Source organism: Enterobacter sp. 198, assembly GCF_009025585.1.
Classification (GTDB): domain Bacteria; phylum Pseudomonadota; class Gammaproteobacteria; order Enterobacterales; family Enterobacteriaceae; genus Enterobacter; species Enterobacter ludwigii.
Genome location: NZ_WCIM01000019.1, coordinates 434,458 through 460,461, shown reverse-complemented (window position 1 = coordinate 460,461; position 26,004 = coordinate 434,458). Strand labels below are relative to the sequence as shown.

At 55.4% G+C, this 26,004-nt stretch carries 25 protein-coding genes; 11 read left to right on the top strand and 14 right to left on the bottom strand.

Annotation, left to right across the window (positions count from 1 at the left end):
* Positions 1 to 57 precede the first annotated feature (57 nt).
* Positions 58 to 1,749, top strand: a complete 1,692-nt coding sequence (locus F8561_RS12245) for a methyl-accepting chemotaxis protein (protein WP_025204238.1) — start codon at positions 58 to 60, stop codon at positions 1,747 to 1,749.
* Positions 1,750 to 1,805: 56 nt separating this feature from the next.
* Here F8561_RS12245 and F8561_RS12240 read toward each other — a convergent pair whose 3' ends face one another.
* The 4 genes from F8561_RS12240 to F8561_RS12225 form a co-directional block, all read right to left on the bottom strand.
* A complete protein-coding gene (locus tag F8561_RS12240) occupies positions 1,806 to 4,187 on the bottom strand; it encodes a glucose/quinate/shikimate family membrane-bound PQQ-dependent dehydrogenase (RefSeq protein ID WP_151887513.1) in 2,382 nt (793 codons plus the stop codon).
* 282 nt (positions 4,188 to 4,469) lie between these two features.
* Positions 4,470 to 5,393: a LysR substrate-binding domain-containing protein gene (locus F8561_RS12235; protein WP_014169993.1), complete on the bottom strand. Its 924-nt coding sequence runs from the start codon at positions 5,391 to 5,393 to the stop codon at positions 4,470 to 4,472.
* Between the two features lie 186 nt (positions 5,394 to 5,579).
* Entirely contained in the window at positions 5,580 to 6,464 is an 885-nt protein-coding gene (locus F8561_RS12230) for an SDR family oxidoreductase (protein WP_032678123.1), read from the bottom strand.
* Positions 6,465 to 6,528: 64 nt separating this feature from the next.
* Positions 6,529 to 6,918, bottom strand: coding sequence for a YdeI family stress tolerance OB fold protein (locus tag F8561_RS12225; RefSeq protein ID WP_020884197.1), 390 nt, complete (start codon positions 6,916 to 6,918; stop codon positions 6,529 to 6,531).
* Positions 6,919 to 7,056: 138 nt separating this feature from the next.
* Here F8561_RS12225 and F8561_RS12220 point away from each other — a divergent pair, with 138 nt between their 5' ends.
* Genes F8561_RS12220 through F8561_RS12205 form a run of 4 tightly spaced genes read left to right on the top strand, consistent with a single transcriptional unit; the run spans position 7,057 to position 9,550 of the window.
* Positions 7,057 to 7,560, top strand: coding sequence for a hypothetical protein (locus F8561_RS12220; protein WP_032678124.1), 504 nt, complete (start codon positions 7,057 to 7,059; stop codon positions 7,558 to 7,560).
* Between the two features lie 9 nt (positions 7,561 to 7,569).
* A complete protein-coding gene (locus F8561_RS12215; protein ID WP_020884195.1) occupies positions 7,570 to 8,016 on the top strand; it encodes a DUF421 domain-containing protein in 447 nt (148 codons plus the stop codon).
* Between the two features lie 11 nt (positions 8,017 to 8,027).
* On the top strand, positions 8,028 to 8,546 hold the full coding sequence (locus F8561_RS12210) for a 2-oxo-tetronate isomerase (RefSeq protein ID WP_014169998.1): 519 nt from the start codon (positions 8,028 to 8,030) through the stop codon (positions 8,544 to 8,546).
* Positions 8,547 to 8,563: 17 nt separating this feature from the next.
* Complete coding sequence (locus tag F8561_RS12205) at positions 8,564 to 9,550, top strand: SDR family oxidoreductase (RefSeq protein WP_151887512.1); 987 nt, start codon at positions 8,564 to 8,566, stop codon at positions 9,548 to 9,550.
* Here F8561_RS12205 and F8561_RS12200 read toward each other — a convergent pair whose 3' ends face one another.
* The 8 genes from F8561_RS12200 to F8561_RS12165 all read right to left on the bottom strand — a co-directional run bounded on the left by F8561_RS12200 (position 9,551) and on the right by F8561_RS12165 (position 16,080).
* The gene (locus tag F8561_RS12200) at positions 9,551 to 11,176 is read right to left on the bottom strand and encodes an alpha-amylase family protein (RefSeq protein ID WP_151887511.1); all 1,626 of its coding nucleotides are present in this window, start codon (positions 11,174 to 11,176) and stop codon (positions 9,551 to 9,553) included.
* 8 nt (positions 11,177 to 11,184) lie between these two features.
* On the bottom strand, positions 11,185 to 12,195 hold the full coding sequence (gene cydB / locus F8561_RS12195) for a cytochrome d ubiquinol oxidase subunit II (protein WP_151887510.1): 1,011 nt from the start codon (positions 12,193 to 12,195) through the stop codon (positions 11,185 to 11,187).
* Positions 12,195 to 13,598 carry a cytochrome ubiquinol oxidase subunit I gene (locus tag F8561_RS12190; RefSeq protein WP_151887509.1) on the bottom strand — a complete coding sequence of 468 codons (1,404 nt, stop codon included), beginning with the start codon at positions 13,596 to 13,598 and terminating at the stop codon, positions 12,195 to 12,197. The genes cydB and F8561_RS12190 overlap by 1 nt, the downstream gene beginning before the upstream one ends.
* Positions 13,599 to 13,666: 68 nt before the next feature.
* Entirely contained in the window at positions 13,667 to 14,539 is an 873-nt protein-coding gene (locus tag F8561_RS12185; RefSeq protein WP_020884190.1) for a manganese catalase family protein, read from the bottom strand.
* Positions 14,540 to 14,555: 16 nt separating this feature from the next.
* Positions 14,556 to 15,062 carry a ferritin-like domain-containing protein gene (locus F8561_RS12180; protein WP_059305991.1) on the bottom strand — a complete coding sequence of 169 codons (507 nt, stop codon included), beginning with the start codon at positions 15,060 to 15,062 and terminating at the stop codon, positions 14,556 to 14,558.
* A gap of 25 nt (positions 15,063 to 15,087) precedes the next feature.
* A complete protein-coding gene (locus tag F8561_RS12175; RefSeq protein WP_020884189.1) occupies positions 15,088 to 15,291 on the bottom strand; it encodes a hypothetical protein in 204 nt (67 codons plus the stop codon).
* Between the two features lie 23 nt (positions 15,292 to 15,314).
* The gene (locus F8561_RS12170) at positions 15,315 to 15,809 is read right to left on the bottom strand and encodes a ferritin-like domain-containing protein (protein ID WP_020884188.1); all 495 of its coding nucleotides are present in this window, start codon (positions 15,807 to 15,809) and stop codon (positions 15,315 to 15,317) included.
* 91 nt (positions 15,810 to 15,900) lie between these two features.
* Entirely contained in the window at positions 15,901 to 16,080 is a 180-nt protein-coding gene (locus F8561_RS12165; protein ID WP_020884187.1) for a general stress protein, read from the bottom strand.
* 644 nt (positions 16,081 to 16,724) lie between these two features.
* Here F8561_RS12165 and F8561_RS12160 point away from each other — a divergent pair.
* Positions 16,725 to 18,068 carry a VOC family protein gene (locus tag F8561_RS12160; protein ID WP_151887508.1) on the top strand — a complete coding sequence of 448 codons (1,344 nt, stop codon included), beginning with the start codon at positions 16,725 to 16,727 and terminating at the stop codon, positions 18,066 to 18,068.
* A 42-nt stretch (positions 18,069 to 18,110) separates the two neighbouring features.
* On the top strand, positions 18,111 to 19,616 hold the full coding sequence (locus tag F8561_RS12155) for a carboxylesterase/lipase family protein (RefSeq protein WP_032678128.1): 1,506 nt from the start codon (positions 18,111 to 18,113) through the stop codon (positions 19,614 to 19,616).
* Here F8561_RS12155 and F8561_RS12150 read toward each other — a convergent pair.
* Positions 19,588 to 20,445 carry a LysR family transcriptional regulator gene (locus F8561_RS12150; protein ID WP_050736771.1) on the bottom strand — a complete coding sequence of 286 codons (858 nt, stop codon included), beginning with the start codon at positions 20,443 to 20,445 and terminating at the stop codon, positions 19,588 to 19,590. The two genes, F8561_RS12155 and F8561_RS12150, sit on opposite strands and share 29 nt — an antisense overlap.
* A 113-nt stretch (positions 20,446 to 20,558) precedes the next feature.
* On the opposite strand from F8561_RS12150, the gene F8561_RS12145 reads away from it, so the two are divergent.
* From F8561_RS12145 to rimL, 4 genes are all read left to right on the top strand, one after another.
* Positions 20,559 to 21,728, top strand: coding sequence for a pyridoxal phosphate-dependent aminotransferase (locus F8561_RS12145; protein WP_151887507.1), 1,170 nt, complete (start codon positions 20,559 to 20,561; stop codon positions 21,726 to 21,728).
* A 10-nt stretch (positions 21,729 to 21,738) separates the two neighbouring features.
* Positions 21,739 to 22,512, top strand: a complete 774-nt coding sequence (locus F8561_RS12140) for a transporter substrate-binding domain-containing protein (protein WP_025204230.1) — start codon at positions 21,739 to 21,741, stop codon at positions 22,510 to 22,512.
* A gap of 242 nt (positions 22,513 to 22,754) precedes the next feature.
* Positions 22,755 to 24,410: a glucan biosynthesis protein D gene (locus F8561_RS12135; protein WP_025204228.1), complete on the top strand. Its 1,656-nt coding sequence runs from the start codon at positions 22,755 to 22,757 to the stop codon at positions 24,408 to 24,410.
* A gap of 47 nt (positions 24,411 to 24,457) precedes the next feature.
* A complete protein-coding gene (gene rimL, locus F8561_RS12130; protein WP_151887506.1) occupies positions 24,458 to 25,006 on the top strand; it encodes a 50S ribosomal protein L7/L12-serine acetyltransferase in 549 nt (182 codons plus the stop codon).
* Here rimL and ydcK read toward each other — a convergent pair.
* Positions 25,001 to 25,981, bottom strand: coding sequence for a YdcK family protein (gene ydcK, locus F8561_RS12125; RefSeq protein WP_025204226.1), 981 nt, complete (start codon positions 25,979 to 25,981; stop codon positions 25,001 to 25,003). The genes rimL and ydcK overlap by 6 nt on opposite strands.
* Positions 25,982 to 26,004 lie beyond the last annotated feature (23 nt).

The window sequence follows — 26,004 nt, the reverse complement described above, 5'->3', positions numbered from 1 at the left end:
GATGACTATTTTACAGGCGTGTTTTTACGCATCTTACCTACAAGAGAGTCGACGGTCATGGACAACACAACAACGATGCAGGCGCAGCGCACGCTGAGCTTTTTGCATCATATCAGGCTGGTTCCGCTGTTTTCCTCCATTCTCGGTGGCATTATTTTGCTGTTCGCCTTGAGCTCAGGTCTGGCGGGCTATTTCCTGCTGCAGGCAGACGCCGATCAGCAGGATGTCACATCAGAAATTCAGGTGCGTATGGGGCTGTCGAACAGTTCTAACCATCTTCGCACCGCGCGTATCAATATGATCCACGCTGGCGCGGCCAGCCGTATCGCCGAGATGGATGCAATGAAGCAGAACATCAGCGAGGCGGAAAAACGTATTAAGCAGTCTCAGGATGGCTTTAATGCGTACATGAACCGCCCCGTTCGTACGGCGGAGGATGAAGCGTTGGATGCCGAACTGAAAACACGCTTTGACGCCTATATCGCGGGCCTTCAGCCGATGGTTAAATTTGCCAAAAACGGCATGTTTGAAGCGATCATTAACCATGAAAACGAATCCGCGCGCCCGCTGGATGACGCCTATAACGCCGTCCTGCTGAAGGCGATTAAGATCCGTACCGACCGGGCCAATGCCCTGACGGCGCAGGCGCACAGCCGCACGCAGCTGGGCCTGATGTTCATGGTCGGGGCGTTTGCCCTGGCGCTGGTGTTGACCGCGCTGACCTTTATCGTGCTGCGCCGCACGGTCATCAATCCGCTTCAGCGTGCTGCCACGCGAATCGAGAACATTGCGAAAGGCGACCTGACGATGCCGGATGATGTCGCCGGGCGCAGCGAAATTGGCCGACTGACGCGCGACCTGCAAACCATGCAGCACTCGCTGGAGACCACGGTTGGCACCGTACGCCAGGGGGCGGAAGAGATCTATCGCGGAACCAGTGAAATCTCGGCTGGCAACACCGATCTCTCATCCCGTACCGAACAGCAGGCGGCCGCCATTGAGCAGACTGCCGCAAGTATGGAACAGCTGACCGCGACGGTGAAACAGAATGCCGATAACGCGCACCATGCCAGCAAGCTGGCGGAAGATGCCTCCGGTAAAGCCAGCCGTGGCGGCCAGATGGTCTCCGGCGTGGTGAAAACGATGAGCAATATCTCCACCAGTTCGAAGAAGATCTCTGAAATTACTGCGGTGATTAACAGCATTGCGTTCCAGACCAATATCCTGGCGCTCAATGCGGCAGTAGAAGCAGCGCGTGCGGGTGAACAAGGACGCGGCTTTGCGGTGGTGGCGAGCGAAGTGCGCACCCTGGCGAGCCGAAGTGCAAATGCCGCGAAAGAGATTGAAAGCCTGATCAACGAGTCGGTTTCCCTGATCGATCAGGGTTCCGGTGAAGTGGTCGCCGCGGGCAACACCATGAACGACATCGTCGATGCGGTGAAACGCGTCACCGATATTATGCTGGAAATTGCCGCCGCCTCCGACGAACAGAGCCGCGGTATCGAGCAGGTCAGCCAGGCGATTTCGGAGATGGACAAAGTAACGCAGCAGAACGCCTCGCTGGTGGAAGAAGCCTCTGCGGCGGCGGCCTCCCTGGAAGAACAGGGCGCGCGTCTGACCGAGGCTGTCGGGGCATTTCGTCTGAGTGGCGCAAAGCCTGGCCGTTCAGTCTCGTCTGCGCCAGCGGTGAAAAACGCACCTTTACGTCCTGCGCCTGCGGTGTCGGGTGATAACTGGGAAACGTTCTGAGTCGTCCGGGGTAAACGGGTGAAAAAAAGGGACCGGCAGGTCCCTTTTTTATTGCGTTACTGCTTATCCGGCAGCGCGTAGGCAATCACGTAATCACCGCGATCCGGCGACTGACGGGCACCCCCCGCGTTGATGATGATGTACTGTTTACCGGTTTTCGGTGAAACATAGGTCATCGGTCCGGACTGGCTACCGACCGGCAGACGGTCTTTCCAGATCTCTTTCCCGGTGGCGGCATCAAACGCGCGCAGGTAGAAATCCTGGGTGCCGGCAAAGAACAGCAAACCGGACTGGGTAGCGAGGGACGCGCCCAGGGTTGGCATACCGATTGGGATCGGCATATGCATGCGAATGCCAAGCGGGCCAGTATCTTCCACCGTACCGACCGGAACCTGCCACACCAGCTTGCCTGATTTCAGGTCAACGGCTGACATGGTGCCAAACGGTGGCTTCTGACACGGAATGCCCAACGGCGACAGGAAGCGTTCACGCATAGCCCCGAACGGCGTACCGTCCATTGGCACAATACCCATCTCAATGCCGCTTGCGTTTTTCGCCACGTTGGCACGCGGTACCATGTAGTTTGCCAGGCCCAGGCGCATATCGTTAACGAACATCAGGCTGTTGTTCGGGTCGATTGAGACGCTGCCCCAGTTCATCCCGCCAAGGGAGCCCGGGAACTGCAGGGAACGGTCGAGGCCCGGTGGGGTGAAGACGCCCTGGTGACGCATCTCTTTAAACTGAATGCGGCACAGCAGCAGGTCTACTGGCGTCGCCCCCCACATATCCGATTCGGTCAGCGTCTGGTTGCCAATCATCGGCATGCCAACAGAGTACGGTTGGGTCGGGGAGTAACGTTCACCTTCAACGTTACCGGCCGGTACCGGGCGCTCTTCCACTTTCGCCACGGGCTTGCCGGTTTCGCGGTTGAGCATAAAGATCATGCCCTGCTTGCTGGTCTGCACCAGCACCGGCGTGGTGCCACCTTTACCGTCGGGTAAATCGTACAGCAGCGGCTGGGAAGGGAGATCAAAGTCCCACAGGTCGTGGTGGGTGGTCTGGAAATGCCAGCGCACCTGACCGGTGGCGGCGTCCACCGCCACGATGGAAGAGCTGTACTTGTCATCCAGCGCCGTACGCTCACCCGCCCAGAAATCTGGCGTGGCGTTGCCGGTTGGCAGATAGATCAGGTTCAGTTTTGCATCGTAAGACATGGCAGACCAGACGTTCGGCGTGCCGCGTGTATAGGTCTGTCCTTCCGGTGGAAGGCCGGTCAGCTGCGGATTACCTGGATCCCATGCCCATGCCAGCTTGCCGGTATGAACGTCATACGCACGCACGACGCCCGGCGGTTCGCCGGTGGAGAAGTTATCCGCGATACGACCGCCAACCACCACCACATTCCCCGCGACCAGCGGCGTGGAGGTCTGCTGATAGTAACCCGGCTTGATTTCCCCCATCCCGATGCTCAGGTCAACGGTGCCACGATCGCCAAAGTCTTCACAGACTTTGCCGTTATCCGCATTGATAGCAATCAGTCGCGCATCGGTGGTCGGCAGGAACAGACGACGAGGGCATGCCGCAGGCTGTGCATCTGCCTGTGACGTTGTCACGCTGCTATGGTCTTCAAAGTAGCCCAGACCGCGACAACGCTGCCAGTTCGGTGCTGAGGCTTTCGCGTCGTAACGCCATTTTTCTTTACCGGAGTCGACGTCCAGCGCCAGGACTTTACTGTACGGCGTACAGACATACAGCGTGTCGCCAATTTGCAATGGGGTGTTCTGATCTTCCGCACCGGAGCCGTTGCTCTGAGGAATATCCCCCGTGTGGGCAACCCAGGCCACCTTCAGATCGTTCACGTTTTGTTTGTTAATTTGATCGAGGGCGGCGAAGCGGTCACCGTGGGTGGTATTGCCCCAGTGCGCCCAGTTTTTCTGCTCCTGACCCGGAGCGACCGGTTTTACCGGTACCGGCTCATTCGCCGCCACCAGCGTTTGCGGCTTGAACATCCAGCCGAGGCTCACCAGCATCACGACCGCCAGAACGGCCGCGACGCCAAATGCCGGTGCTTTGTTCGGGGCGTTGTGGTTTGCTGCGCGCATAAACGGCCAGACGATGGCACAGAGGAAGGCCAGCACGGCAAACGTAAAGAGGCGCGAGAAGAGCGGCCAGAAATCCCATCCGGCATCGCTGACGGCCCAGAACAGCGAGGCGATAAACGCGATGCCATAGAGGACGATCCCGCTGGCGCGGTTGATGAAAATCAGGACGGCGGCAATCACCATCGCCACGCCCATGATCAGGAAGTACCCACTTCCGCCTACGGTAACAAGCTTTAAACCTAAGCCGCCAACAGCCAGACCGATGAGCGTCATCAGTCCGGCAAGGAGCCACTGCAGGATACGGGGTATCCCACGTGGCGCGCTGCCAAATGCCATTTCTGTCTCCTTTAAATCCCCCGCGTTGCGGAACGGTGCCGAATATGTACCAATTGGGTAATAATCGCGGAGGGGGATGAGGTTTTATACGGTTTATCCGCATCATGTGCGGTTGAATTCCTGTTTAACAAATAGCATGCGAACCATTTGGTGAATTCGCGGCTATGATAAAACTGTTAAATTGTTTTACGCAATTGTTAATGGATGATTTCGCATTTTTTGACCACAGAAACAAAAAACCCGTCGACAGGACGGGTTAGTTGTTGAGGTTGTAAAGGCGTCTCAGGCAGGCATGGATTTGCGGATGGCGCTGAGCAGCGTCTGCGCACCCGGGGAGAGCGGGGTATCCACACGGGTTAATATACCGATAGGTTCGCCCGCACCTGGCGACGTCACCGGCAGTGCGGTAAGCGTGCCCTGGCGGAGATCATCTTTCACCGCGCCGGAGGGAACGAACCAGACGTAGTCATAATCCACCGTAAGCTGGCGCGAAAGCGAGGCCGACAGCGTTTCGATGCAACCTGAAGGCAGTGAGCAGCCCTGCATCTGCAGCAGTGTCTCAGCGTTCTGACGCGGAACGGTGCCTTTTGGGGATACTACCACCGGCCACTCCATCACGCGGCTTAACGTCACCGTATCCTGCAGCAGAGGGTGACCGGGACGCACGACCAGCTTCAGGGATTCCAGGAACAACAGCTCGTAGTTAAGCCCGCCCATAAGCTCGGGGTCGGACATGCGCCCGATACCGAGATCCAGTTCGCCGGATTTTAGTCCAGCGAGCAGCATGGTGTTATTCATGGTGGCAACCTGAATAGTGGTATGCCGCTGATGTTTGTGGAACTGCCCAATGACCGGAGGCAGTATGCCGAGCGCCGCCGTTGGCAGGGCACCCACGCGCACAATCTCCGTGGCGTGCTCCTCTTTGCGGTTGAGCGACTGTCCGGCAGTATTCAGCGCATCGAGAACCTTGACGGCGTGCGTTAGGAATTGTTCACCCACGAGGGTGAGTTGTGCCCCCAGCCGACCGCGGTCGAAGAGACGAGTGCCGGTGAGTTGTTCCAGCTCGTTCAGCGTTTTGGAGAGCGCAGGCTGGCTTAGGTTGAGAGTTTCAGCCGCTCGCCCCAGCGTTCCCTGTTGAGCGACGGCCACAAATGTATGCAAATGGCGCAAGCGTATGCGCTGACTGAACAGACCATTTTTTTCCATAGGCGATGTTAAAAACAGAGCGATGCGGGTGACAAGCTAAGTTGTTTAATTTTGATAACTTGATAGCAAAATATTTTTAACATTTGATCTGTTTGAGTTACAACATGTTTTTTGGCAGGGGGGAGAGGAAGAACGTCCTTGTTCTTTTCGTGCACATTGAGAGCGTTACGTCAGTGTATAGCCGGGTTAAATCACGCCATCACCGCCGTCAGAGCACCATACCTGACCGGAGGTAAATGAACATTCATCCGAGGCCAGCGTGACATAGAGCGGTGCGATCTCAACAGGTTGACCCGGACGCCCCAGCGGGGTATCACCGCCAAACTCTTTCACTTTTTCCATCGGCTGGCCGCCGCTGGACTGCAGCACCGTCCAGTAAGGACCCGGGGCAACCGCGTTGACGCGTATTCCTTTTGGACCAAGCTGTTTCGCTAAGGATTTGGTGAACACCGCCAGACAGGCTTTTGTCTGGGCATAATCCAGCAGCACAGGGCTGGGCTTAACCGCCTGGACCGAGGAAGTATTAATGATAGAGGCCGACGGTTTCAGATGGCGCAGCGCCGCTTTTGTTATCCAGAAAGGCGCATAGACATTGGTTTTGAAGGTTGCGTCAAAATCTTCCGTGGTGAGCTCTTCAAGGGATTCCCGGTATTGCTGACGACCAGCGTTATTCACCAGAATGTCCAGTCCCCCCAGTTTGGCCACCGCCTCTTCTACCAGCTTCTGGCAGAACGTCTCGTCACGGATGTCACCCGGCAGCGCGACGGCAATGCGTCCTTCCGCTTTGATAAGCTCAATGACGTCAACCGCGTCTTTCTCTTCTTCAGGCAGATAGTTGATTGCGACGTCAGCCCCTTCACGGGCGTAAGCGATCGCGACTGCGCGACCAATACCGGAGTCGCCTCCGGTGATCAATGCTTTCTTGCCGGCAAGGCGGCCATGCCCTTTATAGCTCGTTTCCCCGTGGTCGGGTACGGGTTGCATTTCTGATGCCAGTCCCGGCGGCGTTTGCGGTTGCTCCGGGAAAGGGGGTTGCGGGTAAGCGTTCTGACGTTGTGTAGTATCACTCATAGCTGACTCCTTAAGCCAAGGGGTGAGATTTGATGGATAGTTGCAGCGTTAACGCTTCGCTGAATTATTTCTGCAAATGATCGACGCGCACGACAGGCGGCGATGATTTCTTATCAAGCGATCCGTTGATACTGATCATCTGATCGGGTTTTACTGTTCTGCCGTCGAATACTGCCTGGGGAATAATAACGTCTATTTTTCCGGTTTTATCCTGGAATACAAACTTATCGCCGCTACCGTCAATAAGGTTCCCGCGTAATGAAATAGTCGCACCATCATGCATTTCTTTTGCATGATCGATGGTCATAATTCGTGCGTCATCGGTTCCACGATAACCGCTATCCAGTGCGTGCGGCGGTGGCGGTGCTTCACCTTTTTGTAACCCGCCGTTATTATCTGCCCATGCGGCCGGTACCAGAAATATCAAAAAAGCGGAAATAAGCGATAATTTCATCTGATATCCTTCATTTTGTGTGTCTTGACTTATTAAGTATTGTTGCTATTCCTTTATGTGGCAAATGTGATAAGTCTTAAAAACATTCGCTTTTGAAATCAAAAATATCGGTTAATAAGCGAAACGGTGATAGCCGCCATGAAGCGTCAAAGTGATAAGCTACCTGGGATAGATGAGAATTACCGATTGCTGACGTTTGAATATGGATTTCGTCAGGTGGGTTTTATTGTCCTGCTGGCCATTATCGTTGCGGCGATAGCGGGCTTCTTTTCAAGCGGAGTGGTGAGTGATACGCAAAGAACAAACTCGGCAAAGTCGCTGACCATCAACTACGAGCGCTTTGGCCGACGCCAGACGGAGTCGAAGATCCACCTTTCATTCCCGGTCAGAACAGAAGGGAAATACACCCTGAGTGTGACCAGCGAGAGCAACGATGTTTACGAGCCAGGAAGCGTTTGGCCGCAACCGGACAGCATGTTCAGTCGCGGGAATACGCTCTTTTTTGTGTATAACAACCTGAAAATGTCCGACAACTTCTCTGTCTTACTTTTCACGACCCCTGCACGCGCAGGTAAATGGGACAATGTCGTTCGCATAAACAACGAGCCGGAAATCCCTTTCTGGCAATTTATTTACCCGTAGGAGGCTGATATGGATATGGTCTTTCGTGCGCTGGCTATTTACCTGTTCCTCGTCGTGGTATTTAAAGTTGCCGGACGGCGCGCTTTGCTGCAGATGACCAGCTTTGATCTGATTCTCCTGTTAATTATCAGTGAGGCGACGCAACAGGCGCTGCTCGGGGAAGATTTTTCGGTCACCGGCGCAATGATTACCATTACCACGCTGGTGGTAGTGGATATTATCTTTGGGATAATGAAAAAATATTTCTCACCGGTAGAAAATATTCTTGATGGCACTCCGGTGATATTGGTTGAGAACGGCGTGCCGTTAGCAGATAAACTCAAAAAAGTCGACGTTTCCTGTGATGATATTCTGGTATCGGCACGCCAGAATAATGGTGTTACGCAGCTGAGTGAAATTAAATATGCCATTCTTGAGCGCAATGGCCATATTTCAATCATTCCTTTTGAGAAGTAAGAGGCCACGAAATGAGCAACCTTCACCATGATAACAATTATACCGTCGCCGAACTGACCAAAAAAGTGGCGAGCAAATTGACAGACCTAGGGCTTCGCTTAACCACGGCAGAATCCTGCACCGGCGGAAAACTCTCCGTCGCCCTTTGTGCTGAAGAGAACACGGCCGAATTTTATGATGTCGGCCTGGTCGTGTTCAGTGACGGCGCAAAAGAGCGCATTCTGGGCGTGCGTCCTGAGACCCTTGAACGGTATACGGCCGTAAGTGAACAGACGGTAACCGAAATGGCCGCCCGGATCCTGGAGATTGCCCAGGCGGATGTCAGTATTGCCATCAGCGGTTATGCCGGGCCAGAAGGGGGCGACGATGGCACGGCGGCAGGGACCGTTTGCTTCGCCTGGAACCTTCGCGGACACACGGAAACCCGTACCGTCCTGTTTTCCGGCGACTGCCAGGATGTGGTAGAGAAGGCGGTGCAGTATTCATTGTCTGAATTAGTGACCAGATTATCCGGCTGGGATAACGAGTAAATTAACGCGGAGGTTCTATGGCTGTGATTGTCATTACCGGCGGTACGGCGGGTGTGGGAAAGGCAACGGCGCTGCACTTCGCAAAGGCAGGCTACGATGTGGGGATTATTGCCCGCGATGAGACAAGCCTGCACTCGACCCAGGAGGAGTTAACGCGTTTTGGCGTCAAAGCCTGTGCGGTACAGGCGGATGTCGCCGACAGCCAGGCGGTGGTGGACGCGGCAAACGAGATTGAATATCGTCTCGGCGCGATTGATGTGTGGGTTAACAATGCGATGGGTGCGGTGCTGGCACCGTTTCGTACCCTGACGCCGGATGAATTTCGCCGCGTCACTGACGTGACCTATCTTGGCCTCGTAAACGGAACCCGCGCCGCGCTGGAATTGATGGTGCCACGCGATCGCGGCGTGATTATTCAGGTCGGGTCCGCGCTGGCCTACCGCTCGATCCCGTTGCAATCGGCCTACTGCGGCGCCAAAGCGGCGATTCGGGGATTCACCGATGCGGTGCGCACGGAACTGATGCATGAGAACAGCCGGGTGCAGCTTTCAATGGTGCAGATGCCGGGGCTGAATACACCGCAGTTTGACTGGGCAAGAAACAAATTCGCCTGGGCTATGCGTCCGGTTCCGCCAGTGTTTGAGCCTGAAGTTGCCGCGAGCGCGATTTTTAAGGTCGCGCAAAAACCGGTGCGCGAACTGTGGGTGGGCAGCAGTACCATTCAGTCGATCGTCGGACAATTCCTCTTCCCGGGTTTCCTGGACCGGCTGATGGTGAAGAAGGCCTGGGAAGGTCAGATGACTGACGATCTGAATGACCGGGATCGCCAGGATTATCTCGACCAGCCGGTCAACGACCTGCACAAAATCCATGGGCGTTTTACCCCGGAAGCGAAAAACCGCGCCACGGCGATCACGTCAGGTGTGCCCGGGAAAGTCCTGTTAGGCTCCCTCGCGGTGGCGGGCGTTGTGCTGACGCGGCTCATGACCCGGCGTAAAAGGTAATCAGCGCAGCGCGCTACGGTTAGTCCAGAACCAGCGATAGCCGTAGCCGCTGAGGGTAAGCTGGACGGTTTTGCCACAGATAAGCGCGTCGTCATAGCGTTTATCCGCCAGGCAGGCGGTCCAGGTGGCGTGACGGATCCCGCGGGCGGTAAACTGGACCGGCTTGTCGCTAAAGTTAACGAAAGTCAGGATACTGCGCGCTTCGGCCTCGTAATAAATGCCCAGCACCGCGTCATCATCAATATTGATGAGACGAAACGGTGCGACAGCAATCTCCGGAAATTCAGAGCGCGTATTGGCCATGTCGATGATCCGGTGCAGCAGGGAATTGCGGTGCAGCAGGGAATCGGCCACGTTGATTTTCTGATAACGCCAGGGACCGCGATCGATGATTGGGGCGATAAACCGCTCAGGATCCGCTGCTGAAAAGCCACCGCCCTCTGACCCCGCCCACTGCATTGGCGTACGCACGGCATAGCGCTCTTCCAGCGTCAGATCATCACCCATGCCAATCTCATCGCCGTAGCGCATGACCGGCACGCCCGGGAGTGAGAAGAGCACCGCGTGGCAGAACGCCAGCCGTTTTTGATCGCCCTTTAACATCGGTGCCAGACGGCGTCGTATCCCGCGCTGGTAGACGTTCATCTCTTCGTCAGGGGCGAAGGTGTCGACCACAATCTGTTTCTCTTTTTTACCAATCCCTTCCAGATCTAACTCATCGTGGTTGCGCAGCCAGTTGGCAAAGCAGCACGAGTCAGGCGGGACAATCATCTTCCTTATGGCATTGCGCAGCGGTCGGGCGCTTTTCCTGGCAAGGCTGACGTAGAAATACTTATTGAGCCAGAAATTCAGCACCAGATTCAGACGGTTATTTTCGCCGAAATAGTCTTTATACGCCTCCACGTCGACGTCCACCTCACCGAGCAGGATCGCTTCCGGATTACGTGCTTCAATAAGGCGGCGCATATGCTCCAGGATCCATAACCCCTTTTTCTCGTCACCGCCGCCTGCCTGCGCGGTCAGGTGCGTTGCGGCATCAAGGCGAAAGCCCGACACCCCGAGCTTGAGCCAGAAGAGGATAATATTTTCGATCTCGTTGAGCAGCGCGGGGCAGGTCAGATTCAGGTCGGGCTCGTGGTGATAGAACATATGTCGGTAGTATTGCCCGGCCTCGTCATCCCATGTCCAGACGCTCTCTTCCACGCCGGGAAACATCGGGGAGGTATCGTCCTCGTTATTATCCGACCAGATATAGTAGTCACGAAAAGGTGAAGTTGGGTTACGGCGCGCCTGCTGAAACCAGGGATGGGCGTCCGAGGTGTGCTGAATCAACAGCTCAATAATGACCTGCATACCCAGCTCCCGGGCCTGTTCAATAAAGGCGATAATGTCGGCCAGCTTTCCGAAGCGAGGATCAACCTGCAGATGGTCGCTGACGTCGTAGCCTTCATCCAGAAACGGGGTGAGGTAGAAAGGGGTGATCCAGATAACCGTCGCTCCCATGCGGCGAATGTAGCGCAGCTTTGCGCCAATCCCGGCGATGTCCCCGCAGCCATCGCCGTTTAAATCATAAAAGAGTGCAGTATCAATCTGATAAATAATGGCTCGGGTATGCCAGTCTGCCATAGTTCACCTCAGTGATAACCTTCCGTGTCGGAAACTTTGCCCCGGAAAACGTAGTAGCTCCAGGCGGTGTACACCAGAATCACCGGAATAATCAGTAACGTTCCGACCAGCATAAACAGCTGGCTGGCCGGTGGTGCCGCAGCCTCCCACAGGGTAATGTGCGGCGGAATAATGTTAGGCCACAGGCTAATTCCCAGACCGCTGAATCCGAGGAAGATCAGCCCAAGGGTCAGCAGGAAGGGACGCGAGTGGCTGGCCGGGTTGCGCGTCAGTCGCCAGATCCACAGGCTAAACACGCCTACCAGCAGGGGAACTGGCAGGAACCAGATGAAGTTGGGGAAGGTAAACCAGCGGTCGGCAACGTACTGCCAGCCGAGCGGCGTCCAGATACTCACCACCGCGATCACCACCACCAGCGCCAGCAGCACGTGCCGGGTCAGCTCACGCATGCGGTTTTGCAACGCGCCTTCACTTTTCATGATAAGCCACGTGGTACCGAGCAGGGTGTAGGCCACTACCAGCCCGATGCCGCAGAAAAGATTGAAGGGCGTTAACCAGTCAAGGGCGGAGCCGACAAAACGCCGGCCCTCAACGTCAAAGCCGTTAATCACTGCTCCCACCACCACCCCCTGGCTGAAGGTGGCAAACAAAGAACCGCCGGCGAAGGCGTAGTCCCAGAACTTGCGGTGCGAAGGCGTTGCCTTAAAGCGGAACTCAAAGGCCACGCCGCGAAAGATAAGGCCAATTAACATGGCGGTAAGAGGGATGGTCAGCGCATCGATAATCACCGCATAGGCCAGCGGAAACGCGCCGAACAACCCCGCACCGCCGAGCACCAGCCAGGTCTCGTTGCCGTCCCACACCGGCGCCACGCTGTTGACCATTACGTCACGCTCTCTGGCATCGCCCACGAAGTTAAAAAGCAGCCCGATGCCCAAATCAAAGCCATCCATGATGATATACATCAGCGTGGCGAACACGATGATGGCAAACCAGATAACTGAGATATCGACGCCCATCAGTTTCTCTCCTGTTCCGGAACAGACTCAGCGGCAGACAGCGGACGGGCAGGGGTGCCCGAGGTATTTGACGTCAAGGTATCAACGGGCTGCGGACCTTTCTTGATAAGCCGAATCAGGTAGACGTAGCCCACGCCAAACACCGACGAATAGACCACAAAGAAGGCCAGCAGGCTGATGCTCATCTGCAGCGTACTGTGCAGCGAGACCGCGTCGATCGTGCGCAGATAGCCATACACCACCCACGGCTGACGACCCACTTCGGTGGTGACCCAGCCGGCCAGCAGCGCCAGTAGGCCCGCCGGTCCCATGCACAGCGCGAACCAGTGGAAGGGCCGCGACTGGTAGAGTCGATGGCGATAGCGTAGCCAGACGCTGACCAGACCCAGCGTGATCATCAGCAGACCCATGCCGACCATAATGCGGAATGACCAGAAAACAATCGGTGAGTTCGGGCGATCTTCTTTCGGGAAGTTTTTCAGTGCCGGAACCTGTTTATCCAGGCTGTGGGTCAGAATCAGACTGCCAAGGGCAGGAATTTCCAGCGCGTAGCGGGTGCGCTCCTGCTCCATATCCGGCAGGCCAAACAGCAGCAGCGGTGTCGCTTCGCCTGGCGGGTTCTCCCAGTGACCTTCGATGGCGGCAATTTTGGCCGGCTGATGTTCGAGGGTATTCAGGCCATGCATATCACCGACGATGGCCTGAATGGGCGCGACCAGCAGGGCCATCCACATCGCCATGGAAAACATGGTGCGTATCGCGGGCGTGTCGTTGCCGCGCAGCAGATGCCATGCGCCTGACGCCCCCACAAACAGCGCGCTGCTCAGGAACGCGGCGATAGCCATGTGAATGAGACGGTAAGGGAAGGAGGGGTTAAAAATGATGGCCAACCAGTCCTCCGGAATGACCTGACCGTTCTGAATACTGAACCCCTGGGGCGTGTGCATCCAGCTGTTGGAGGCGAGGATCCAGAAGGTGGACATCAGCGTACCCAGCGCGACCATACAGGTCGAGAAGAAGTGCAGGCCCGGGCCGACCTTGTTCCAGCCGAACAGCATCACGCCAAGAAAACCGGCTTCGAGGAAGAAGGCGGTTAAGACTTCATAGGTCAGGAGAGGGCCGGTGATACTGCCGGCAAACTGTGAGAATCCGCTCCAGTTAGTGCCGAACTGATAGGCCATGACCAGACCGGAAACGACCCCCATACCGAAGTTAACGGCAAATATCTTTAGCCAGAAATGGTACAGCGAGCGCCACACCTCATTTTTGGTGCGAAGCCACATCCCTTCGAGCACCACCAGATAGCTGGCAAGACCGATGGTGATCGCCGGGAAGAGAATATGGAACGAGACGGTAAAAGCGAACTGGATTCTGGCGAGATGAAATGCGTCGAGTTCGAACATGGTCCGTACCTCTGGAACTGTTGCGCACGAGGATTGCCAGGCAGTCCGGGGCTGCCTGGCAAAATCGGTTACGGTTTTTTCTTCCCGGCACCCAGTTCGGCACCGGTCAGCGGGTCGGAATGTGGATCGGACTTCGTGCGGGCCGACATCGCTTTGACCAGCGTGGCCTGTTCGGTCGTCAGCGTCACGCTTGCACTCCCGTCTCCGCCGTCAACGGCAGGTTGGGGGGATTCAACGTAGTCGAAATGTTTATCGCTGTTCCAGCTTCCGCGAACCTCTCCACCTTCAGACATATTGTAGTACTTGTTGGTGTATTCCTCGATTGGCGGCAGTTTTCCCGGAGGGAAATTATTACGAATGGACTGAAGCGCCTTCTCAAAGGAGAGCTGATGCGCCGCCTCACGCGTCATCAGAAACGCCAGCGCATCCTTCACGCCCGGATCGTCCGTGACGTTAATCAGCCGTTCATAAATGATCTTCGCTCGGGCCTCGGCAGCCACATTTGAGCGCAGATCGGCGGTCGGCTCGCCAATGGTGTCGACATAAGCCGCCGTCCACGGCACCCCGGCGGAGTTGGTCAACGGAGTACCGCCACCGTAAAGTAGGGAGGTGATATGGCTGTCGTTACCGTTTTCGGTCATGGACCGATACAGCTCGGCTTCATTTTCCACGCCCTCCGCCAGTGCGCCTTTAGCCCCTTTATTAAGCATACCCACCAGGGTACCGATAATTTCAAGGTGGCTTAACTCTTCGGTCGCGATATCCATCAGCATATCTTTACGACCCGGGTCGTCATCACTCAACCCCTGAGTAAAATAACGGCAGGCGGCGGCCAGCTCGCCCTGAGGACCGCCGAATTGTTCCAGTAATAAATTGGCAAGGCCGGGATTCGGTTCGGCAACCCGAACCGTATATTGTAATTGTTTGACGTGTCGAAACATGTCTTCTCTCCTGAGGTTATTTTTTTGCTTCGACACCGGATGCGTTTGAACGCAGCAGGAACTGTTCGGTGGTCTGTGGAATGTGGCGAATCAGCCAGTCGGCCATCTCGCGCTCTTCCGCGAGGATACTTTCGATGGCGGGCACGGAAGCCATGTCGCCCGCTTTTTTGGCCGCGGCCAGCAGGGAGGTGTAGCAGGCTATTTCAAACTGTTCGAAAACATAGCCGCTGATAGACCCTTTGACAATCTCATCAGAGGGGAACATCCCGCCAATGGACTGTCCGAGCGCCGCCATTTTACTCATCGAATCTTTTAAAACCGAACGAGAAATATCATTACGGTCGAGGATCTCTTCCAGTAAGGTAATTTGTCGCTTTGTTTCACTAATATGCTGCTCAATTCTGGCGCGAACATCGGGATAATTATCGATACGGCTGGCCATGGATTCCAGCATAGATTCGGCTTGCTTTTCCATCGCATGGGCATCGCGTAGCCAGTCATGGTAGTGTTCTACGTGATTCATTATACTGTCCTCATTATGGTGTCGCTTATTTGGTCTCACTCTCAGCAGCCTGATCGGCACGCGCAGCACTGTAGCCAGATAAATGGCCGACAATATTGGCGTAGATACTGATGATAATGACCCATAGCACGCTGCTCTTCCACCATAAAACGGAAGGGATAGCGAGTATGAACCATATTATTGCTGCCGTTAAATGGCACCGTTTAATAGTCCTGGGACTGATGCTCATTTTATTTAACCTTTGCTATAGCGTCATTTTTGCGCTTTTTGGTTAATATTTCCTACGGCCAGGTCGGTAAGTTTAAGATCGGTTTCTTTCTCTTCTTCCAGCGTTTCGGCCAGAAGTTTAACGGCTTTTTTATAGCCCAGTTGTTCTGCTAATGTGGCGAGGGTACCGTAACTGGCAATTTCGTAATGCTCCACTTTTTGTGCTGCGGCAATTAATGCGGCGTCACGCACCTCATTTTTCTCGGTGCTCTCAATGACCTCATTGGCCTCTTCAATCAGGCCTTCCATTGCTACGCACTTCATACGCTTGAGCTTAAGGCCAGATTCTTGCTCAATAATCTGGTCGATACGCTCAATCTGTCCCTGCGTCTCTTCAAGGTGTGCACTAAAGGCTGCGCTCAGTTTTTCACTGGAGGCAGCACGAGCCAGTTTGCCGAGCGCGCGGGTCAGCTGCTTCTCAGCGCTGTAGGTATCGGACAGGAGGTGAATAAACACATCTTCGACACTTTTCATATTCATCATTACGCTCCGGTAAAATAAAGAAGGGGTACTGCGAGCCTGGAGGCCCGCAGCATGCTCTCTGTTTTAAATAAAAGAGATTTACATCAGATCAGGAGTTTTTACGGCCACCACCGTGGCTGTTTTCTCCTCCTTTCTTACCTGCTTCAGATGCGCGTTGCGGATCGTTTTTAAAATTACCGCCGCTGTGCTGGCCACCTTTACGTCCAGCTTCTGATGCTTTTTCACGGTCTTGTGCGAAATTACCGGAACCACCACGATGCTCTGCCATATTAAACCTCATATATTGGTTATGTCAGTTAAGATACGAAAATATTCCGTATCACTCGTCGTTCGAATAATAACTTTAGTCGGTGTTTCATATTCGTCAAATATGTTTTGTAAACCATCGCTTCGTTGCTGAGATATTTCTGATGGTTAACGCTTCGTTTAATATGAATATATCCTGGATGGCTTGCGGCTAACTGTCTGTCTTCATGGAGTTAATCCGCGAGCCGCAGGGGATAACTGTTTTTCTTGCATTGTTTATGCCTGAAGCGCGTGCGGCAGTCTAAAAATTACAGATTAATCTTAAGGAGAAATATTGAAAATCCGCTTGTTGCGTTAACGAAATAAGATATATGCCACTGATATTTGTTTTTAATGAGATATTACCTCTTAAGATAATGCTATTTATTACCTCTTAATGGTTAAGCAATGAGGTTATTAATAATACAGTTTGATCAGAAAACGCTTTATTTAGAGAAGGTGAATCTACATTTAGAGAAGGTGAATCTGCCAGGTCATATGGGTGTCAGGGCAGGCCAGCACACGCTTTAACCACTCCTGTCTTAAGATCACAAATCGGAAATTCTTCCCCCCAGAGGGAACGGGTTTCTCTACACTCCAGGTAATATTCACTGGAGGCATGACATCATGGCGAACACCATCACGGCTGATGATATTCGGGAACACTTTTCGCAGGCTATGTCGGCGATGTACCAGCAGGAAGTTCCGCAGTACGGCACCTTGCTCGACCTGGTTGCGGACGTAAACCTGGCGGTTCTGGAAAATAACCCACTATTACATGAACAACTGGCGAACGCGGATGAACTGGCGCGCCTGAATGTGGAGCGTCACGGGGCGATCCGCGTGGGTACCGCGCAAGAGCTTTCGACCTTGCGTCGTATGTTTGCCATTATGGGGATGTACCCGGTCAGCTATTATGACCTCTCTCAGGCGGGCGTGCCCGTCCACTCCACGGCGTTCCGCCCGGTCGATGATGCGGCGCTGTGCCGAAATCCGTTTCGTATCTTTACCTCGCTGCTGCGCCTCGAATTGATTGACAACGTCGTCCTGCGTGAGCGTGCCGCGGAGATCCTGTCTCACCGCAATATCTTTACCCCGCGTTGTCTGGAGCTTATCGCGCTGCATGAGGCAGAAGGGCACTTTACGGATGCGCAGGCGCAAGCGTTTGTCCATGAGGCGTTAGAAACCTTCCGCTGGCATCGTCATGCGACGGTCGACCAGGAGACCTATCTGGCATTGCATAACGAGCACCGACTGATTGCGGATGTGGTCTGTTTTCCGGGGTGCCATATCAACCACCTCACGCCACGTACGCTGGATATTGACCGGGTGCAGGAGCTGATGCCGAAGTACGGGATTGAACCCAAAATTCTGATTGAAGGACCACCGCGCCGCGAGGTTCCCGTATTACTGCGCCAGACCAGCTTTAAAGCGCTGGAAGAGCCGGTGCTGTTTGCCGGGGAGCATACAGGAACGCATACCGCGCGCTTTGGCGAAATTGAACAGCGCGGCGTGGCGCTGACGCCAAAAGGTCGTGCGCTTTATGACAGCCTGCTTGCAGAGGCCGGTACCGGTAAAGACAACATGACGCACCAGCTCCATTTGCGCGAGATCTTCAGCGCCTTCCCGGACAGCGAATTGTTGATGCGCCGTCAGGAACTCGCCTATTTCCGCTATCGCCTGACGCCATCCGGGGAAGCGCATCGACATGCGTTTCGTCCGGGAGACGATCCACAGCCGTTAATTGAGCGCGGGTGGGTTGTCGCTCAGCCGATCACCTATGAAGATTTCCTCCCGGTCAGTGCCGCAGGGATTTTCCAGTCGAATCTGGGCAATGAAACCCAGGCGCGTAGCCACGGTAACGCCAGTCGCGACGCGTTCGAAGCGGCGCTGGGTTGCCCGGTGTACGATGAGTTCATGCTCTATCAGGAGGCTGAAATCCGTAGCAAACAGCGTTGCGGTTTGCTCTGAAATCGTTACTCTTCTGGGGTGTGATGGAAACAGAAGGTTGTTATGCAAAATCCCTCCGCCCCTGTGATTGAAACGCGCCAGGGCGCACTGTCTGGTTTAACGGATGAAAACGTACATCTCTGGTGTGGTATTCCCTATGCGGCGCCTCCCGTTGGCAACTGGCGCTGGCGTTCGCCACGGCCGCCTGAACGCTGGGAGGGGCTGCGTCTGGCCACCGCTTTTTCGCCCTCAAGCTGGCAGAACAGTGAGTATTGCCAGGCGTTAGGCGGCGGCGATCCCGGCCGGTTCTCAGAAGATTGTCTGTATCTTAACGTCTGGTCACCCGTCGAGCGGCCGGCGCCGCTTCCCGTCATGGTCTGGCTGCACGGCGGGGGGTTTACCATTGGCGCGGGTGGCCTGCCGCCCTATAACGGTAAGGCGCTGGCAACGCGCGGCGTGGTGGTTGTGACGATCAATTACCGTCTTGGTCACCTTGGCTTCTTTGCCCATCCCGCGCTGGAAGGAGAAGAAGACCGGGTGGTGCATAACTTTGCGCTGCTGGATCAGATTGCCGCCCTTGAATGGGTTCGGGAGAATATTGCCGCTTTCGGTGGCGATCCTGACAACGTCACCCTGTTTGGTGAATCCGCCGGCGCGCGCAGCGTGCTGTCGCTGCTGGCGTCTCCGCTGGCGAAGGGACTCTTCCACAAGGCGATTGTGCAAAGCGGATACACCCTGCCGGATACGCCGCGGGAACAGGCCCTGCAAAAAGGGGAAGCGCTGGCGGCGCATTTCGGCCTTGAGGAGGCGTCAGCAGAACAGTTACGTGCCATTCCCCCCGAAGCGTTCTGGCCGCTGGCCGCGCCGCTGAACATCGCCCCGGCACCCATCGTCGGAGACTGTGTTCTGCCGGAATCAATGCTCGATGTGTTCTTTGCCGCGCGTCAGCATCCTGTTCCGGTGATGATTGGGTCGAACAGTGACGAAGCCAGCGTGATGGCGGTATTTGGTATCGATCTCGCCGGTCAGATCCAGAAGCTTCGCCGTGAACGTCGCTTTGGACTGGGGCTGATCAAACTGCTCTATCCGGGTGTGAAAGGGGATGTTGAGCTTGGCAGGCAGGTGTGCCGGGATATGGCTTTTACCACCATGGGATATGTGGTGATGCAGGCCCAGCAGCGCGTGGGCGGCTTGTGCTGGCGTTACTGGTTCGACTATGTGGCGGAAGCAGAGCACGCAACCTATATCAACGGTGCCTGGCACGGTAATGAGGTGCCGTACGTGTTTGACACCCTTGGTGAGATTGAGCCTTCCTGCCACTACGTTAACGCGCGAGACCGGCAATTCGCAGCGCAGGTTGCAGATTATTGGGTGAGCTTTGCGCGTGACGCCGGTCACCGGGAAAGTCTTCCTGGCCCGACGCACTGGCCGGCCTGTCGAAAAGGAAGGGACGTGCTGCTACGTATCGGCGTGAATAAACATGCAGGTTTCAGGCTTGAAAACCGCTTTATGCGCGCGCGCATGAGTCTCTTTAAGCGCGTCATGAAACACCATGTGAGCCTCGACTGAGCAGGCAGGCGCGAAACGCCGCCAGCCCATTTTCCTGGCCAGGCGATTCGCGCAGAACAAGTCTGTAGCTCGCACCCGTTTTAATGCTGCTCTCAAAAGGCCGCGCCAGCCTTCCGGCGCGGACATCTTCTTCCACCAGCGTTTCGTCGGCAATGGCAACCCCCAGCCCCTGAATGGCGGCCGTGATGGCAAGGTCCATCGTGTCGAAGTGTTGATTTTTGTGCATAACAACCCCCGGGCCTTCCTGCTTCGCCAGCCACAATGACCAGTCTGTCTTATCCCGTGTCGGGTGAAGGAAGGTTAACGCACCCAGTTCGCAACCTGCTCGCAGGGGGCTCATTACCGGGGTTAACGCCTCTTCAAACAGCAGATCGCCCGCGCTCATATGGGTGCCAAATACAATGGCCGCGTCGTAAGATTCCGTTTTGAAATTGACGTTATGGTCGGTAGTGGTGGTCAATGCGATCTGCATATCCGGCTGCTCGCGCTCCACCTCCAGCAGACGAGGCACCAGCCAGCGCATGGCGCAGGTGGGTGCTTTGAGTCGGATCACGGTTTGCTGGGTACGGGCCCGATCGGCCAGGGTCAGCAGCGTTTCAAAAGTGGATTGCAATTCCGGAAGCAGGGCGCTGCCCTGTGGGGAGAGGCGCAGGCCGCGCGCATGGCGCTCGAACAGCGGAAAGCCGAACCACGCTTCAAGGGTGGCGATTTTGCGACTTACGGCTCCCTGCGTCAGACAGAGCTCTGTTGCGGCATGGGTCAGATTCAGATGACGCGCGGTGACTAAAAAGGCGTCGATGGCATTAAGCGGGAGCGAACGGCGCGACATTAACCACCTCAGGTATGCGTTTTTCTCATGGCTATTATGACAACAATTCGATTGTCCCGACAACTGACTTGTTGTTTGAATAGTTATGCATTCATCATGAGAAAGGAAAGAGGATGACGTTACACACTCCGGTGCACACCCGTTCCAAATTACCCGATGTGGGGACCACGATTTTTACCGTTATCGGCCAGCTCTCCGCCCGGCATAACGCCATCAATCTTTCTCAGGGGGCACCCAATTTTTCCTGCGATCCCAAACTGGTCGCCGGGGTGACCCGGGCGATGGAGGCAGGGCACAACCAGTACGCGGCCATGACCGGCCTGCAGTCGCTTAAAGAGCGTATTGCGGATAAAATTGCCACCTTCTACGGCACGCACTATGACCCGGCCAGCGAAGTGCTGGTCACCGCCAGTGCCAGTGAAGGACTCTATTCGGCGATCAGCGGGCTGGTGCACCCGGGCGACGAAGTGATCTACTTTGAACCGTCGTTTGACAGTTACGCCCCGATTGTTCGCCTGCAGGGGGCCACGCCGGTTGCCATTAAACTGACGGTGCCGGATTTTGCCGTCAACTGGGATGAAGTCCGTGCGGCGATCACCCCGCGTACGCGCATGATTATCATCAATACCCCGCACAACCCGAGCGGGCAGGTCTTCTCAGCAGAGGACCTGCAGCAGCTGGTGGCGGTGACCCGCAATACCGATATCATTATTTTGTCTGACGAAGTGTATGAACACGTCGTCTTTGATGGTGAACCGCACCACGGTATGGCGACACATCCGCAGCTGGCGGAGCGGAGCGTCATTATCTCTTCCTTCGGAAAAACCTATCACGTGACCGGCTGGCGCGTGGGTTACTGTGTTGCTCCGGCGGTACTGATGGATGAGATTTGTAAAGTCCATCAATTTCTGATGTTTTCTGCCGATACGCCAATGCAGCATGCGTTTGCAGAGCACATGATTGACCCGCAAACCTGGCTGTCGCTGGCGGCGTTTTATCAGCGCAAACGTGATCTGCTGCAAAGTTTGCTGGAGGCATCACCGTTCAGACTCTTGCCGAGCGCCGGTTCGTTTTTCCTGCTGGCCGACTACAGCCAGTTTAGCGATGAGCGCGACAGTGAACTGGTGAAACGGCTGATCGTTGAGTATGGAGTGGCCACCATTCCGCTGTCGGCGTTTTATGCGGATGGTACGGATAATAAATTGATTCGTCTCTCTTTTGCGAAAGATGAGGCGACGTTACGGGCAGGTGCCCAGGCCCTGTGTCGGGTTAAACCACGCTAAGGAGTTGGAGATGAAATTACGCGCGTTAGTTGTCGGCATGGGATTGCTGTGTACGTTTTCGTCATTCGCGGCTACCGAACTGCGGTACGGGCTGGAGGCGGAATATCCGCCGTTTGAAAGCCGAAATGCTGCCGGCGAACTGGAAGGGTTTGACGTTGAGCTGGGCAATGCCATCTGCAAAGCCGCAGCGCTGAAATGCACCTGGGTTGAAACCTCTTTTGATGCGTTAATACCGGGCCTGGTGGCGAAGAAATTTGATGCCATTAACTCGGCGATGAACATCACCGAACAGCGACGTAAAAGTATTGATTTTACCCAGCCGATTTACCGCATCCCGTCGCAGCTCGTTGGCAAGGCCGGTACCGCGGTAGAGGCAACGCCCGCGGGGCTTAAGGGCAAAACCATCGGTGTCCTGCAGGGCTCCATTCAGGAAACCTACGCGAAAGAGCACTGGGAAAAGCAGGGTGTCACCGTGGTGTCTTATAAAGATCAGAATATGGCCTGGGGCGATCTGCTGAATGGCCGTATCGACGCCTCGCTGGTTATGTCCGCGGCCGGGCAGGCAGGTTTCCTCAGCAAGCCGCAGGGGAAAGGGTTTGGCTTTATCGGCAAACCGGTGTCGGACGACACTATCCTCGGCAGTGGGATCGGCTTTGGGTTGCGTAAAGGGGACGAGGCCACCAAAAAGCAACTTGATGCCGCAATTGATAAAGTGCGTGCCGATGGCACGATCGCTAAACTCGCTGATAAGTACTTCCCAGGTATCGATGTCAGCGTAAAATAACCGCCTCATTTGCCCCGACTGACGATGTCCAGCCGGGGCATTTTTATACACGTCTTTATACCTTTCTTTACACCTTTTTCGGGTCGTTCTGGTCGACAGAAAATATTTCGCACTTTGTACAGATAATCGCCGCCCAACAATTGGATTCTTAACCATTTTTGTTTAGGCTGTGCGTTCTTTCTTGCCGTCATTTCGCCGAGTGCGAAACACATTCACACGACCATAAGGACGTTTTTCCAGGCATGAATCGCAGACGTTTTCTAAAAGGCTCGCTGGCAATGGCAGCCCTGAGCGGCACAACTGGCCTTGCTTCCCTGTTTTCCAAAGCGGCTTACGCTGCTGACTCTGACATTGCTGACGGTCAGAGCCGTCGTTTTGACTTCTCCGTACTGCAATCCATGGCCCATGACCTGGCGAAAACCCCGTGGGGCGGAGCACCGCGACCGTTACCGGACACGCTGGCGACCATGACGCCGCAGGCCTATAACGCCATCCGTTACGATGAAAAACAGTCATTGTGGAATAACATTGAAGGCCGTCAGCTGGACGTGCAGTTCTTCCATATGGGCATGGGTTTCCGTCGCCGCGTGCGCATGTTCTCGCTGGATCAGTCAACGTCACAGGCGCGCGAAATCCACTTCCGTCCTGAGCTGTTCAGCTACGGTGAAACCGGTGTTGATACGAAGCAGCTGGAAGGGCAAAGCGATCTTGGGTTTGCCGGTTTCCGCGCCTTCAAGGCACCGGAACTGGCGCGTCGTGATATCGTCTCATTCCTGGGGGCGAGCTATTTCCGTGCGGTTGATGATACCTATCAGTATGGTCTTTCCGCGCGGGGTCTGGCGGTGGATACCTTTACCGACACGCCGGAAGAGTTCCCTGACTTCACCGCGTTCTGGTTTGAAACCGTCAAACCGGGCGACACTACCTTTACCGTCTATACGCTGCTGGACAGCCCAAGCATCACCGGTGCATATAAGTTCGTGATCCACTGCGAGAAGAGCCAGGTGATCATGGAGGTGGAAAACCATCTCTATGCGCGTAAAGACATTAAACAGCTCGGCATTGCGCCGATGACCAGTATGTTCAGCTGCGGTACAAACGAACGCCGCATGTGCGATACCATCCACCCGCAAATTCATGACTCCGACCGTCTCGCCATGTGGCGCGGTAACGGGGAGTGGATTTGCCGTCCGCTGAACAACCCGCAGAAGCTGCAGTTTAATGCGTTTGTGGACAAAAACCCGAAAGGGTTCGGCTTGCTCCAGCTCGATCGCGATTTCTCGCATTATCAGGACGTCATGGGCTGGTATAACAAACGCCCAGGCCTCTGGGTGGAGCCGCGTAACGACTGGGGTAAAGGTGCGGTTGGCCTGATGGAGATCCCGACAACGGGTGAAACACTGGATAACGTGGTCTGCTTCTGGCAGCCAGAAAAACCGGTGAAAGCGGGCGATGAGCTGGACTTTAAATACCGTCTTTACTGGAGCGCCATGCCGCCGGTCCGTTCCCCACTGGCGAATGTCTTCGCGACCCGCACCGGTATGGGTGGGTTCCCGGAAGGCTGGGCGCCGGGCGAAAACTACCCGAAAGTGTGGGCCCGTCGCTTTGCTATCGACTTCGTCGGGGGCGATCTGAAAGCTGCCGCGCCAAAAGGCATTGAGCCGGTCATTACCCTCTCCAGCGGCGAAGCGAAGCAGGTTGAGATCCTCTACGTTGAGCCGTTTGACGGCTATCGCATTCTGTTCGACTGGTATCCTACCTCGGATTCAACCGAACCGGTGGATATGCGCCTGTTCCTGCGCTGTCAGGGGGATGCGATCAGTGAGACCTGGCTGTATCAGTATTTCCCGCCTGCGCCGGACAAACGTAACTACGTCGACGATCGCATCATGCGTTGACCATTTATTCCCTCTCCCCGCCGGGGAGAGGGTGACGGGAAGGGACGATGACCGCCACTGAATCTGAAATTATCCCGGTGACTGACCATCTCGAGCTTCGCGCCGTCGAAGAGCGCTATACCGCCGATCTGCACAACATGGTCATCAGAAACAAAGCCTGGCTGCAAACCGCTTTTGACTGGGCGCAGCATGTGGGCACCGAAGATGACACCCGTCGTAATGTACTGAGTAATCAGATGCTGCACCAGCGCGGCTACGCCAAAATGTTTCTGATTTTCAAGGATGAGGACCTGGTCGGCGTGCTGTCGTTTAATGCGATTGAACCCGCCAACAAAGCCGGATACATCGGTTACTGGCTGGATGAGGCGCATCAGGGACAGGGCATTCTGTCGCAGGCGCTGCAGGCGTTTATGCGCTATTACGCCGAGCGAGGCGAGATCCGCCGTTTTGTCATTAAGTGTCGGGTGGCGAATAAACACAGCAACAATGTTGCCCTGCGCAACGGTTTTACGCTGGAGGGGTGCCTGCGGGAAGCAGAGTTCCTGAATGGCCGTTATGACGATGTGAATCTCTACGGCAAAATTTACCCGCTATAACGCCCCCAACAGAGGCGTACGGGTGATGCGCTGGTCGCCGTTAATCACCTTTTCGCCGCGCAGGTGGATGTTCTCACCGGCAAAAGCCTCAATCACCGCATCGTCGGTGATTTCAACCCGATGCTCAATAAGCACATCGCCGCTGATACGCGCCCGTCCCTGGATCACGACCTTATCGTCAAGCAGGATAGGGCCGCCGCGCAGCCAGGCCTGACCGCCAATCAGGACGTGGTGTTTAATGACACAATTTCCTTCCACCACCGCGTTTTCAGCCACCTGAGAGCTGTAGCGGACGGTAGGGATGGCATCGTCGTCAAAACCGGCAATGACGCGGGCGTTACCGTACACTTTTGCGCAGTCACATACCCAGACGTTATTGAGATCGTTGCCTTCGAGGATGGCGCTGTCGAAAACTTCCGCCCGGTGTTCAACGAAGGCATAATTAACCATTGCCTCGCCGTAGATTTGCGCCTGATGCACAATGCGGGACTGGCTCACCGTCGCCTTGTCATAAATTTTCAGGATCTGCTCATGGTCCGGCGTAAGCCCTTTGGCAGCAATCACCACGCTGTTATGAAGCACCCGCGCCTCGCCGAAAATATGGCATTCGCCGCGCACGCAGGATTGCTGTATCGTGACGTTGTCACTTATGCGCGCACCGTGACTGACCTCTGCGCCGTCCAGCCAGCAGTTGTCGCCAATCTGCGCGTCATGACTGACGATGCAAGGCAGGGTAAGGCGCGCGTTGCCGGACACCGTCGCACCGGCAAAGACGACGCTGTTTTCATCGTAGATCCAGCAGTCACCTTCGTGCGCGAGGGCGCTCTCATCTTCAACCCAGCCGCCCTTCGTGCCGCTCACGATGTCGTTAAAATTCGCCGTGGCAATAATCTGTCGTAACGACGTCGTGTGCGTTGTCTCGCCGTTTTTCCATTGCCAGAGGCGGGTGTCCTCGCTGAGCCTGTACTTTTTCATCATGGAGTCTCGGGTAAGCGTCT

Excerpts from the sequence above, each read along its gene's own strand:
- F8561_RS12135 (WP_025204228.1), top strand. The coding sequence starts at position 22,755 with ATGAATCGCAGACGTTTTCTAAAAGGCTCGCTGGCAATGGCAGCCCTG.
- ydcK (WP_025204226.1), bottom strand. The coding sequence starts at position 25,981 with ATGAAAAAGTACAGGCTCAGCGAGGACACCCGCCTCTGGCAATGGAAA.
- F8561_RS12170 (WP_020884188.1), bottom strand. The coding sequence starts at position 15,809 with ATGAATATGAAAAGTGTCGAAGATGTGTTTATTCACCTCCTGTCCGAT.
- F8561_RS12225 (WP_020884197.1), bottom strand. The coding sequence starts at position 6,918 with ATGAAATTATCGCTTATTTCCGCTTTTTTGATATTTCTGGTACCGGCC.
- F8561_RS12145 (WP_151887507.1), top strand. The coding sequence starts at position 20,559 with ATGACGTTACACACTCCGGTGCACACCCGTTCCAAATTACCCGATGTG.
- F8561_RS12175 (WP_020884189.1), bottom strand. The coding sequence starts at position 15,291 with ATGAGCATCAGTCCCAGGACTATTAAACGGTGCCATTTAACGGCAGCA.
- F8561_RS12230 (WP_032678123.1), bottom strand. The coding sequence starts at position 6,464 with ATGAGTGATACTACACAACGTCAGAACGCTTACCCGCAACCCCCTTTC.
- F8561_RS12160 (WP_151887508.1), top strand. The coding sequence starts at position 16,725 with ATGGCGAACACCATCACGGCTGATGATATTCGGGAACACTTTTCGCAG.
- cydB (WP_151887510.1), bottom strand. The coding sequence starts at position 12,195 with ATGGGCGTCGATATCTCAGTTATCTGGTTTGCCATCATCGTGTTCGCC.
- F8561_RS12245 (WP_025204238.1), top strand. The coding sequence starts at position 58 with ATGGACAACACAACAACGATGCAGGCGCAGCGCACGCTGAGCTTTTTG.
- F8561_RS12205 (WP_151887512.1), top strand. The coding sequence starts at position 8,564 with ATGGCTGTGATTGTCATTACCGGCGGTACGGCGGGTGTGGGAAAGGCA.
- F8561_RS12185 (WP_020884190.1), bottom strand. The coding sequence starts at position 14,539 with ATGTTTCGACACGTCAAACAATTACAATATACGGTTCGGGTTGCCGAA.
- F8561_RS12190 (WP_151887509.1), bottom strand. The coding sequence starts at position 13,598 with ATGTTCGAACTCGACGCATTTCATCTCGCCAGAATCCAGTTCGCTTTT.
- F8561_RS12165 (WP_020884187.1), bottom strand. The coding sequence starts at position 16,080 with ATGGCAGAGCATCGTGGTGGTTCCGGTAATTTCGCACAAGACCGTGAA.
- F8561_RS12235 (WP_014169993.1), bottom strand. The coding sequence starts at position 5,393 with ATGGAAAAAAATGGTCTGTTCAGTCAGCGCATACGCTTGCGCCATTTG.
- F8561_RS12240 (WP_151887513.1), bottom strand. The coding sequence starts at position 4,187 with ATGGCATTTGGCAGCGCGCCACGTGGGATACCCCGTATCCTGCAGTGG.
- F8561_RS12200 (WP_151887511.1), bottom strand. The coding sequence starts at position 11,176 with ATGGCAGACTGGCATACCCGAGCCATTATTTATCAGATTGATACTGCA.
- F8561_RS12180 (WP_059305991.1), bottom strand. The coding sequence starts at position 15,062 with ATGAATCACGTAGAACACTACCATGACTGGCTACGCGATGCCCATGCG.
- F8561_RS12140 (WP_025204230.1), top strand. The coding sequence starts at position 21,739 with ATGAAATTACGCGCGTTAGTTGTCGGCATGGGATTGCTGTGTACGTTT.
- F8561_RS12155 (WP_032678128.1), top strand. The coding sequence starts at position 18,111 with ATGCAAAATCCCTCCGCCCCTGTGATTGAAACGCGCCAGGGCGCACTG.
- rimL (WP_151887506.1), top strand. The coding sequence starts at position 24,458 with ATGACCGCCACTGAATCTGAAATTATCCCGGTGACTGACCATCTCGAG.
- F8561_RS12220 (WP_032678124.1), top strand. The coding sequence starts at position 7,057 with ATGAAGCGTCAAAGTGATAAGCTACCTGGGATAGATGAGAATTACCGA.
- F8561_RS12215 (WP_020884195.1), top strand. The coding sequence starts at position 7,570 with ATGGATATGGTCTTTCGTGCGCTGGCTATTTACCTGTTCCTCGTCGTG.
- F8561_RS12150 (WP_050736771.1), bottom strand. The coding sequence starts at position 20,445 with ATGTCGCGCCGTTCGCTCCCGCTTAATGCCATCGACGCCTTTTTAGTC.
- F8561_RS12210 (WP_014169998.1), top strand. The coding sequence starts at position 8,028 with ATGAGCAACCTTCACCATGATAACAATTATACCGTCGCCGAACTGACC.